The organism is Brasilonema octagenarum UFV-OR1, from assembly GCF_963888615.1.
GTDB lineage: Bacteria > Cyanobacteriota > Cyanobacteriia > Cyanobacteriales > Nostocaceae > Brasilonema > Brasilonema sennae.
This window is the reverse complement of record NZ_CAWPKW010000103.1, coordinates 1-11,676: the sequence shown is the minus strand read 5'-3', so window position 1 is coordinate 11,676 and position 11,676 is coordinate 1. Positions and strand designations below refer to the sequence as shown.

Annotated in this window: 6 protein-coding genes; 2 read left to right on the top strand and 4 right to left on the bottom strand. The window is 43.2% G+C overall.

What is annotated here, in order from left to right; all coding sequences use genetic code 11:
* Nucleotides 1-347: 347 nt before the first annotated feature.
* The gene (locus tag AC5590_RS08045; RefSeq protein WP_169268453.1) at nucleotides 348-6,176 is read left to right on the top strand and encodes a translocation/assembly module TamB domain-containing protein; all 5,829 of its coding nucleotides are present in this window, start codon (nucleotides 348-350) and stop codon (nucleotides 6,174-6,176) included.
* Between the two features lie 172 nt (nucleotides 6,177-6,348).
* On the opposite strand, the gene fcmC is transcribed toward AC5590_RS08045, so the two are convergent.
* The 4 genes from fcmC to AC5590_RS08025 all read right to left on the bottom strand — a co-directional run bounded on the left by fcmC (nucleotide 6,349) and on the right by AC5590_RS08025 (nucleotide 10,454).
* Entirely contained in the window at nucleotides 6,349-6,876 is a 528-nt protein-coding gene (fcmC, locus tag AC5590_RS08040; protein ID WP_169268452.1) for a filament morphology membrane protein FcmC, read from the bottom strand.
* A gap of 5 nt (nucleotides 6,877-6,881) precedes the next feature.
* A complete protein-coding gene (gene fcmB, locus AC5590_RS08035; RefSeq protein ID WP_169268451.1) occupies nucleotides 6,882-8,027 on the bottom strand; it encodes a filament morphology actin-like protein FcmB in 1,146 nt (381 codons plus the stop codon).
* 378 nt (nucleotides 8,028-8,405) lie between these two features.
* On the bottom strand, nucleotides 8,406-9,020 hold the full coding sequence (locus AC5590_RS08030) for a DedA family protein (RefSeq protein WP_169268454.1): 615 nt from the start codon (nucleotides 9,018-9,020) through the stop codon (nucleotides 8,406-8,408).
* 357 nt (nucleotides 9,021-9,377) lie between these two features.
* The gene (locus AC5590_RS08025) at nucleotides 9,378-10,454 is read right to left on the bottom strand and encodes a Gfo/Idh/MocA family oxidoreductase (protein ID WP_348982777.1); all 1,077 of its coding nucleotides are present in this window, start codon (nucleotides 10,452-10,454) and stop codon (nucleotides 9,378-9,380) included.
* 489 nt (nucleotides 10,455-10,943) lie between these two features.
* Between AC5590_RS08025 and queC the strand changes: the two genes are divergently transcribed.
* Nucleotides 10,944-11,621: a 7-cyano-7-deazaguanine synthase QueC gene (queC, locus tag AC5590_RS08020; RefSeq protein WP_169268449.1), complete on the top strand. Its 678-nt coding sequence runs from the start codon at nucleotides 10,944-10,946 to the stop codon at nucleotides 11,619-11,621.
* Nucleotides 11,622-11,676: the final 55 nt, after the last annotated feature.

Sequence of the window (11,676 nt, the reverse complement as noted above, 5' to 3'; positions counted from 1 at the left end):
GAACGCGCAGCGTGCGCTTTGCGCTTACGCCAGATGCCTAGGTCGGGAAACCCTCCTGCAGCAGTGGTCTCACCGCAACGCACTGGCTCCCCTCCTGCATAGCGCTGTCTCACGGTGGGCGGGTCTCCTGACAGTCGCGCATCTGTCCGTTGAGCCACTGCTGGATTTGGGTTTACCAGTATTCAGTGCAAGTGGCGTTTTTCCTGAAAGCGACTATTATGCAACTAGCATAGGCTTTAAACCTCTTTCTGAGCGCTGAGTCTCTCAAAGAATGTAAACTGATAACACTTTCAGAATTTACACTCGGCGCTCAAGACTGTTTCGGTTAGTCAGTAGTGAGAGACGACATGACCAAAGCTTTTAATCCAGATGATCACTCCCAATCCCTCCATTTTTATAAAAAGTATCAATGGCTGCTGATTTTAAATCGTAGTGGCATTGCCTTGGGCGGAATTTTGTTTATTGGAATTCTCGGCAGTACTTGGCGACTGTGGAATTTGATTCATAAAGAATTAGTGCCACTGGCGCAAAGCAATCTTACCACTACACTGAACCGTCCAGTAGAACTGGGACAGGTCAAGCAACTATCGCTTACAGGAGTGAAATTTGGAGCTTCAGCCATCCCAGCAACATCTATAGATCCAGATAAAGTTACAGTCGAGGGTGTGGAGGTAGGTTTTGATCCATTACAGTTGTTGTTTAAGCGAAAGCTCAACCTAGACGTCACCTTAGTCAACCCAGATGTTTACATTAAACAAGATCAACAAGGGCGCTGGCTAACCACAAAAATAATCCCCTCACCTCAAAAAGGACCGATTAAAACAAATTTAGACAAACTGCGATTTCGCAATGCCAAGCTGATCTTGGTACCGCAGGAGAGGAAAGTAGAGGAACTTGGGGTACAACAAACCAGAGAAAACAACAGTGAGAAAGGTAAAGAAGCTCTCCCTCCTTCCCTCTCTCCCAGCCTACGGCTCCCTAGCCCCGCAGGAGGTGCTGCGCAAACGGTAACACTCCCTCCCTCCTCCGTAGCATTCTCACAAATCAACGGAACTGCAGAGCTATTAGAAAACTACAAACTAATAAAATTTGATTTGGGTGGAGAATCAAATAATGGTGGTAACGTTTCCATACAGGGAGACCTTCGTCCAAAGACACAAGAAATTAATTTAGAGTCCCTGCGTGGGCAAAACTTGCTTGCTACTGAGATTTCTCGCATCGTTAAGTTACCCATACAATTTCAAGCAGGTCGAGTTGAGGGTGATCTGAAAATTCTCAACATTCAACTCAAACAAAAACAGCAAAACCCGCTCATTTTCGGTAATGCTACTTTGCAAGGGGTTCAACTTCAAGTTCCCCGAATGCCACAACCATTTACGAATTCTCAAGGTCACCTGCGGTTTGAAAAAACCGAAATGCAGTTAGAGAATGTCTCTGCGGGTTATGGCAAAATCCCCTTGGTAAGTAGCGGTACCATTGACCGAAAAGCAGGCTACAACCTGGTTGCACGTGTGAATTCGGTGAATGTAGCAGATGCCCGCGAAACTCTCAAGGTAAAATTGCCAGTACCGACAATTGGGGAAGTTAAGGCAAACTTACAGCTTGTTGGACCAACTACCAATCCAATTCTCTCTGGCACAGTCGCTACCATCAAAACAGCAAAAATTGATAAAGTCGATTTTAATACTGTCAGCACACAGTTTGAGTTTTCTCCTGTTGCTTCTGTCATAACTTTTAAAAATATTCAGGGTAAAGCCGCAGTCGGTGGTGAAATCACAGGCGCTGGTAAAGTTCAATTTGTTAACAAAATTCCTCAAATCAACTTTAACGTCACAGCAAAGAACGTTCCGGGAGATGCGATAGCCTCTGTTTATGACGCAAAACCTGCATTTCAAATTGGTACTGTCTCAGGTACAGCCCAGATGATTGGCAGTGATAACAAGGTTCAGACAACAGTACAATGGCAAGCACCCCAAGCAACCTACCCCGGAAGCGGAGAAACTATCATCGCCCCAGACAAATCTGTTTCTTTCCGGAATGTTGATCTTAATGTTGCTGGTGGTAAAGTGCAAATTGCTGGCAATTGGGCTAATCAGCGTTGGGAGGCGATCGCCGATACCTCACAACTACAAGTGCAGCGTTTTGTCAACCCCAGCCAAGTACAAAACGTCTCTGTTGATGACGCACGGTTCAACGGTCGTCTGATCTTATCAGGAACCTCAGCCCCATTCAAAGTTGCCACGATTCGCACCACAGATAACACAAAAGTTCAACTTGCAGGTGGCACAGTTGCCATTTCTAACATTCAATTTGGTGAGGAAAGCTTTTCTGCTCAATTAATTGCAAATGGTGTACAGTTGGGACGCTTACTAAAACAAGCGCCTCCAAGTTTACAAGGACCATTAGCGGGTAAGTTCCAAGTTTCAGGAAACACAAACGCTTTCAACCTCAAAACATTGCATGCGACGGGCGAAGGACGGCTATTAGTTGCGGGTGGCGCAATTACAGCTTCTAAAATCCAAGTGGCAGAGGGTTTGTACAAAGCACAACTTAACGCTAATGACGTTGATTTGAAACAGTTAGCACAATCACCATCACAATTTCAGGGAAAATTAACCGGACAGTTCAACGTTGCTGGTTCAGTTGAATCTTTCAAACCAGAAGCTGTGACAGCGACAGGACAAGCACGTGTGAATTTTGGAAGTAACACAGTCAGCGCCTCTAACATTGAACTTGCTAACGGTCGTTATCAAATGCAACTTCAAGCAAATAACGTACCATTGCAGCGTTTGACACAAGTATCACCGCAGTTGAACGGTAATTTAAGTGGTCAATTCAATGTTGCTGGTCTCATTAATTCGTCTCAGCCACAAGCGATAAAAGCGACAGGTCAGGCGCGACTAAATGTCGCAAATGGCACTGTGACTGCTTCCAGTATTCAAGTGGCAGATGGTCGCTATCAGGCTGTGGTTGATGCTTCTGGTGTGGAATTAAAACGGTTGTCGCAGCAGCTGCGGGGGCAGTTCGGTGGTAAGCTGCAAGTCGCAGGCACCGTGGGAGCTTTCAAGATATCTAACGTGCGTGCCTCTGGTCAGGTACAGTTTTCTCAAGGTCTTGGTGGTATTGAGCAACCACTCACAGCAGCTGTTGGTTGGGATGGACAAAAGCTGAACATTGAGCGAGCCACTTCCCCGGATTTGAATGCTAATGGTTACATTTTAGCCAAATCTAGTGGGGAACGTATAGCAGAAATTACTGAATTCAATTTGAACGTTCAGGCACAAAATTTGAATCTGCAAAAGTTGCCAATACCCTTATCCAAGAGTGTAGGCTTAACCGGTAAAGCCGATTTTGGTGGGAGAATCAACGGCACACTACCAGCACCAAATATACAAGGAGAACTCAGGTTACGCGACTTGGTGGTGAATCAATTGCCTTTTGAGTCGGTTTTAACTGGGAATATTCAGTCGGGACAGGGACAGGGTTTAAATTTAGATGTCACAGGTAAACGCGATCGCATTACTGTGAACACAGATGCAAACAATCGCCCCAACTCTTTCTTAGTGCGGTGGCAAGATTCATTAGCCAGCGGTCAAAGTCAAGGGGATAATTTGGCAGTGAAAGTAGACAATTTCCCCTTAGCGATATTAAATCTTACCCCGCCTGCTAACAGTCATCTTGGTAAAGGTACAATTGCAGGAGTTTTGACTGGGGATTTTCAAGTTAATCAAAAGACATTCGCGACACAGGGGGATGTTGCTATTGAGAAGCCTCAAGTTGGTAGGATAAAAGGCGATCGCCTGAATGCACAGTTCAGTTATGGTGATGGTCAAGCTACCATCACAAATGGTGAATTTGTCAAAGGTCTTAGTCGTTACGCCATGGCTGGGACTTTCACCCAAACTCCCAAAGGTCCGCAAATCAAAGGTAAACTTAACGTGACTCAGGGTGAGGTGCAAGATATCTTGAGTGCGCTACAGATATACGAATTCCAAGATGTCCAACGCGGTTTGTCTGAACCAAACTATGGCAAAGCAGCGGATTTGAGTTCTATTCAGTCAGTCGGGCTTGCAAATAATCAGCCTTTGTTAACCCAACTTAACCGCTTTGCTGAAATTGAATCCCAGTTCGCACAACACAAACAACAGCGTCGCGATGCTTCTCGCATACCAGATTTAGAAGATTTAAAAGGAACTTTCAATGGTGAAGTCTCCATAGATACTGCTGCTGCGAACGGACTGGATGTCAGCTTTAATTTAAACGGTCAAAACTTTGTTTGGGGCCGGGGAGATAAACTAGAGCAGTTGTATAAAGCAGACCAAGTGATTGCTCAAGGCAGATTTGAAAACGGTGTTCTCAGATTTTTACCTTTGCGAATTGAGTCTGGGAACCGGCTGATCGCCTTAACAGGTAATATTGGCGGTAGTGAACAATCTGGTCAATTGCGAGTGATCAACTTCCCCGTACAAGTGCTGAATAATTTTGTCAAAATGCCAGTTGGTATAACTGGTAATCTTAACGGCACAGCAGCGTTAGCAGGGAGCATTCAAAATCCACAGGCAAGGGGAGAATTGCAAATCGCACAAGGGACTCTGAATCAAAAGGCAGTAGACTCAGCAATTGCGAGTTTCAACTATGCCAATGGTCGCTTGGACTTTGGCAGTCACGTTGTGGTTTCTGGTTCAGAACCTGTTAAGATTGCCGGTAGTATACCATATCAGTTACCTTTTGCTACCGTAAAACCAGACAAGGATAATATTAGTCTGGAGATGAAAGTGCAAAATGAAGGATTGGCAGTCTTAAACCTGTTAACCAACCAGGTAGCCTTTGAAAAAGGTGAGGGAGAAATAAACCTGATGGTACGGGGTACAAGGCAACAGCCGATCATAGATGGACTTGCCACTGTTAATAATGCTACCTTTTCATCTCAATCGTTACCAGGAAAGTTGACAGATATTACAGGAAAAGTGCAGTTTGATTTAGACCGCATCATCGTGCAAAATCTTCGAGGTAAGTATAATAACCAAGGTAGTGTTGAGGCACAAGGGGAAATTCCTGTCGCCAACCAAGGAACAAAAATAAATAATCCTCTCAATGTGACCCTTAATCAATTAGCTTTGAATATTAAGGAACTTTACAAGGGAGATGTCAGTGGTAACTTGCTCTTGACTGGTTCTGCGCTTAACCCAATGGTTGGTGGTCAATTGCAGTTAGATAATGGTCAGGTATCACTTGCAGAATCTAAAAATCCAACTACCCCTGAAAATAGCAATGATACGAATGTCTCACCTTTAAAGGCGGCAAAGCAAGAAACTCCTAAAGAGAGTCCGAAAGTTAGCAATACAACCACTAAGTTTCAGGATTTAAAGTTAAACTTAGGCAAAAACGTAGAAATTACCCGTCCACCTATTCTTAGTTTCCGTGCAACTGGTTCCCTAACCGTCAACGGTTCATTTGGCGAACCAATACCAGAAGGAACTATTCGGCTAAAGGGAGGAAGCGTCAATTTATTTACGACTCGATTTAACCTTGTTAATGGGTATAAGCATAAAGCTATTTTTCGGGCAAATCAACCTCGTGACCCCAACTTAGACGTCCAACTATTTGCCAAAGTACTCGACGTTCTTCAAAATACTGACTTCAATAAACCAAATATTACAGGGTTGGCAGCTTTAGAAAATATTCGTGTCGAAGCTAGGGTACAAGGCCCTGCAAGTAAACTCGATCAAAGTGTAGAATTGACAAGCAGTCCTGCACGCACCGAAACAGAAATTGTTGCCCTGCTTGGGGGTGGATATGTAAATAATCAAGAAGGGAGCAACAACGATGCTACTTTGGGACTTATTAATATAGCAGGATCGGCTGTACTGAACAATCTTCAAGAACCTCTAAATCAAATTGGTACTGCACTGGGTTTAAGTGAACTGCGTTTATTCCCAACTATTCTTTCTGATAGTGTACAAACAGGTAGGACGAGTTCAAGTTTGGAGTTGGCAGCGGAGGCTGGGGTAGACTTGAATCGTAGGATCTCTATTTCTACCCTCAAGATTTTGACAACAAACGATCCTTTCCAATGGGGTGTTAATTATCGACTGAATAATTCCCTTCGTCTGCGTGCAACTACCAATTTCTTAGATGATAATCGGGCAGTTGTTGAGTATCACAAGAGGTTTTAGTTATTGAGTAATATCATGTCCGGCTAATCACTTACGATTAAGTAGGAATTTCAGTCCACATATAAGTGGTTAATACAAAACAATAAAAATTCATAAATATAAAACCTCCTTAAGAGAATTCTCATTAAGGAGGTTTTATACCAGTCAAACACATTAACAGCCTGAAATGTCCTTAGAAATCATCCAGAAACTGGCTAATACGGCTGATAACTGGATCAACTTCTTGAGAAGGAGTAGCAGCAGCATGATTAGGACTAGAAGTATAATTGATAACTTCTATGGCTGAGACCTGTTGAGGGGTTGGAGGGGAAGTGGTTGAAACATTGTTCAGCATAATAGCCAATTGAGCCACTTGTTGGCTCAGTTGTATGAGCTGCTGTTCCAGCATTTCCAACCGATTCGCTTCCTTGGCAAAAAAACGTTCCTCAAGGTTAGCTATCTGACTTTGCAGTGCAGCAATTTTTTGTTCCAGAATTTTTTGTTCCACCCCTTGTGTTGCTGCTGCTGCTGCTGGTTTCGGGGCTGGTCGTACAGATTCCGGTACGCACAAAGATTGCCATAAGGCTTCTTTACAGAGGTCGCTGAAAGTTTTTTGGGGATCTTTCTCCAAATGACTTTCCACAAGAGCTAACAAGCTTTCATCAGCCACCCCTGGCTCAAACGTAACGGATTTCACTACTTTTTTTGACCATTGGAACATCAGTGTTAAGTTCTAGCGCGAGCGTTGGATAACTGTGCCTCTCCATAAATATATTGCCCTAAAGCGTTTGCTTGCCGAGACGGCGAAGCTAAATGGGCATTAATTTTTGCTTCTTTGAGCAAGCGTTGAACATCTTCCCAGAAGAATTCTCCACCTCCTCCGGTGAGAATTACATCGGTAACGCGCTCTGGTAGCCATGCTAGCACGCGGTTACAGATTTCGCGAGAAAACATTTCTATCAAATTGGGGAGAAAGTCATCTAAATTGGTAGGCTTGCTTGCACCTCTGGGACGGTAGAAGCGATCGCCTTTGATTCGGTTGACTGCAGCAATTAAAGATAGAGACTGGCTGTCTGCGCCCTCAATTTCAGCAGCAACCAGTTCATAAAATTTGCTCATACCGAAGTCTTCACTCTTTGACGCACCTCGGGCAAAGCGGAAATTATCAATCATCAAACAATCGGTGGTTTGATGTCCAATATCAACAATGGCTACAGAGACTTTGGTAAAGTCGGGCATTGCTGTACCTTTCTTTGGTTGAGCCTCACACCATAGTAAGCTGCCATAGCCTTCTGGCATGACCCAAACCTTGTTGATATTCAATGGTACGCTTTCTCCGCGAAAATTCATCACATGAGGACCACTGAGTTGGCTGATGAGCTGTGCTTTTTCCTTCTCAAATTGTTCTTGAGAAAGGTAAGGCAGACCGAGTACCACAGAGATCTCATCTTTGAGCTTAAAGTAGCCAGCGCAAGCCAAGACTTTGATCAGTGCGGATTCGACTTTAGATTGACCCACTCCTAAGTTAGCTCCAAAATCTGCTGCCAATTGACCAACAGCGTACCCATTGCCTTGATATTCCAACCACAGATCCATCAAAGGATCAGTCGCGCGGGCTTCAAAAACACCTCCACGCACTTGTTCCATTGACATCTCTTTCACGTTGGCGGAGACGAACGTCACATTATTAGACTCGCGGCTAATACAAGTCTTTGTAGAAGTTCTACCTAAATCAATACTGAGAATCTTTTTCCCCGGTACACCAGCAATTGGTTGAGGGGGAGCAGCATTTATCGGCGTTGCGGCTGAAACTCTATTCATTGGAATAGCAGCGGCATTCATCGGAGTGGCAGCGGAAGGTTGGTCTGTCATAAAAGCTCCTAGTACTTAACTTAGCTCTCACAAGTTATCATGCTCATCTTACAGAAATGGGTGTACCAGAAAACATCTGTTGCGTCAACTGTAGCAAGCAATATAAAAACAATCACTTAGTTGTTGAGCGATAAACATGGCACGTAAGTTTCACTAGATATCATAGAATGGCAAAACTAACAAGCAGAGTTGCAAAAAATTGCTTTTATACTAAAGAGTAAGTAAATAGCCGTAATGAATTCCTCGATAGCGTTAGTGGAAGCAGGAAAGTTCCCTGCTTTATTACCAATTCGGGTTTTTTGGCCAACGCTAAATTTTATATTTAATTAAAACTATCTACTTACTTATTTTTCCAACGCAAGTTAGAAACAAGAATTGTTACTTTCTCCTGTTTTTTCGCTTACGCTTCATCACCCAGACGACAAATCCCAGGATCAGAACTACAGCCACAATTTTAGAAACAGGAGCCAGATACTTGTCCACAAGTTCATATTGACTACCCAAGGCATATCCTGAGAATGTTAGCAAACCAACCCAAACAGCGCTACCTAAAGTTGAGTAGATTAAAAATGGTAGCAGCGGCATATGACTCATGCCTGCGGGTACAGAAATTAAGGTGCGCACTCCGGGTACAAGGCGACCAATACAAACTGCTTTGCCACCTTGCTGGTCGAACCAGTTCTTTGCCTTGGTAATATCTTTACTTGATATAGTTAGCCACTTACCGTATCTATCTGCCCAAGCTTGTAAACGCTTTTCCCCGAATAATCTACCAGGATAGTACCAGATAAGTGCACCAAATACCGAACCCAGCAATCCTGCAAAAAAGACGCCAAAGACATTAAGTTTTTCTGGAGTTGCCCTTGCTGTAAAGCCGGCCAATGGCATAATGAGTTCCGAAGGAATTGGGGGAAAGAGATTTTCGACAAACATCAACAGAGCAATTCCCCAGTAGCCCAGAGAGTTAATAGTATTGGTTATCCATTCAAGCATAAAGTGTATTCGGTGAAGTTGTGACAGAAGTTTTGTAGTCATTTGTTGTTACTACATCAAACTTGCTTTCTTTACAGGACTTACGCAGGAATAAGCGAAAAATGTATCTCGGCGTATACCTAGGATGCACCACAAAGGACACAAAGAAATACGAGTTTGAAAGAGTTTTTGCGTAAGTCGTAATCTAAATACTTTTTAGCTAATTTTGTTAAAAAATACACTTTCCATAAATAAAAAAGGGTATAGGTTACAGGTTGTGGATGATAACGAGATTCTATTGTCTCGCCCCCCTACAACCGATCCCCCATTCCCTTTCTATACATTGATGTACCCTGCTGTTAACTGTCTTTTGTTCCGTTAAACAGTGGGTGTCAAAGATTGCACTTTTGGTTCAGATTGCCAATCTAATAGGTTCCAAACACGGTCTTCTAACGCCATCTGCTCAATTAAGCTTGCCAATCTTAAGGCTTTGAGTGCTTGTTCACCACCAACTGAAGGTTGATTTCCCCCACGTACGCAGTTGACAAAATGCTCTAACTCTGCTCCTAATTTGTCAGTGTTGCTTGTAGAAACTCTTTCAATCACGCCATCCTGTCTGTAAAGTGCTTGCCGATAATCGTTAGTGTGTCGATGAACCAAAATTTCATTTCTAAGAAAATCTGCCTCAGTGAAGGGGTTTTTACAATGAGCAACAATGCGGCGGATTTTGCAGTGAGTCACTTTACTGGCAGTCACAGTAGCAACAATACCATTGGCAAACCCTAAAGTAGCAGTTACGTAATCTAAATAACCAGAGTCTAATGTACGATTACCACTAGCTGTTAACTTTACTATAGGTGCTGCGGCTAATTCCAAAAGGAGGTCGATGTCATGAATCATTAAATCCAAAACAACTGAGACATCGTTTGCCCGACTTGAATATGGACTTGTACGATGTGCCTCTAGCGCCAGCACTTCCTCAGTTTTCAACACCTTGCTCAATTCTTGAAATGCTGGGCTGAACCGCTCTATATGACCTACTTGTAGAATACATTGAGAATCGGCGGCAGCGTTTACGAGTGATTCGGCTTCAGATATACTGGCTGCGATTGGCTTTTCAATCAGAACATTAATTCCCGCCAAAAGACAGTTGATTCCAACGGCGTAATGCAAACGCGTAGGTACAGCAATACAAACTGCCTGTACATGTGGCAGGAGATCGCAATAATCTTCAAAAAAGCGTACCTTGTACTTGCTGGCTGTTTCTAATCCTCGTTCAACATTTATATCTGCTACACCAACAAGTTCAACGTCCTTCATTGAACTCAGTACTCGGACGTGATGCTGTCCCATATTACCCACGCCGATCACGCCTATGCGGATCGGTCGTGGATAATTGCGCTGTACTTGACCATTTTGTTCTCCCACTGACATACTTCTATTCTGCACTGTTATTCTCTCCTCAACCACCACACTTAGAGACGTTATAGTCCTTGAACTTGACACTCAGCTACCAATCACTATGCGTCTAAAACCATCCAGATGGTAACATAGAGGTTCTGTTTATGAAGAATTTCAAAGTTTCTTGTGAGTTCCCGCCATATGACTCGCTTTTATAAGAAGTGTTTAAATTGATGCTTTTTTTGTAAAGTACAAAAACTATAATCACTTTTTTTATTAGCTTTTGAAAATAACTAGGACGTTAGTCAAGTGCTCTTTGTTTCACAAAAAAATGATTACCGAAAGATAAATCTACAATAAAGCAGGACGGTGGTAGCCCCTAATTTTTAGTTACGGGTGTGGCTCAATTGCCTGACACAATCATTATTAGTAGATTTGAGACTGAACTTAAAAGTTCCGGATTGTGCTTCCTCTGCGACCTGTTCTTTGTAGCGTGTCCGAAAGACACAAGTACTGGGTTTCTACACGTATAGCAAGTTGATTATGAAAGCTGTCATTTTATTATCTGGTGGTTTAGACTCTTCTACAGTTTTATACCAAGCGATCGCTGATGGTTATAACTGCCATACCATTTCTTTTGATTACCAACAGCGACATCGACGAGAGTTAGACTCAGCTTTGGCAATTGCTGAAAAAGCAGGCGTGGTAGACCAGCAATTGGTAAAGTTTGATTTAAGACAATGGGGAGGTTCTGCTCTTACGGATGATGCTATAGAATTGCCCTATAAGCGTGACATAGAGGAAATGTCTCAAAGTATTCCGGTTACCTATGTTCCAGCTCGCAACACGATCTTTTTAAGTTTTGCCCTTGGTTATGCTGAAACCATTTCTGCTCAGTGTGTTTACATCGGTGTTAACGCTCTAGATTATTCTGGATATCCTGATTGTCGTCCTGACTACATCCAAGCCATGCAGGAAGTGTTTCGTTTAGGAACAAAACAAGGACGCGAAGGGCAAAGCATTTACATCAATACACCCTTAATTCAGCTAAAAAAAACTGAAATTATTCAACTCGGGAATAAATTGGGTGTTCCTTGGGAACTCACATGGTCTTGTTATCAAGGAGGCGATGTTGCTTGTGGTGTCTGTGATTCTTGCCGTTTGCGTCTTGCAGCTTTTGCAGAACTGGGATTGAAAGATCCATTGGCTTATGCGAAGTAGGGGTGTAAGGGGAGCCAGTGCGTTGGGCGGGTTTCCCGACTTGAAGCACCTGGCG

What these genes read in the sequence shown, in the direction of transcription:
- AC5590_RS08045 (WP_169268453.1), top strand. Translation starts at nt 348, where the DNA reads ATGACCAAAGCTTTTAATCCAGATGATCACTCCCAATCCCTCCATTTT.
- fcmB (WP_169268451.1), bottom strand. Translation starts at nt 8,027, where the DNA reads ATGACAGACCAACCTTCCGCTGCCACTCCGATGAATGCCGCTGCTATT.
- fcmC (WP_169268452.1), bottom strand. Translation starts at nt 6,876, where the DNA reads ATGTTCCAATGGTCAAAAAAAGTAGTGAAATCCGTTACGTTTGAGCCA.
- AC5590_RS08030 (WP_169268454.1), bottom strand. Translation starts at nt 9,020, where the DNA reads ATGCTTGAATGGATAACCAATACTATTAACTCTCTGGGCTACTGGGGA.
- queC (WP_169268449.1), top strand. Translation starts at nt 10,944, where the DNA reads ATGAAAGCTGTCATTTTATTATCTGGTGGTTTAGACTCTTCTACAGTT.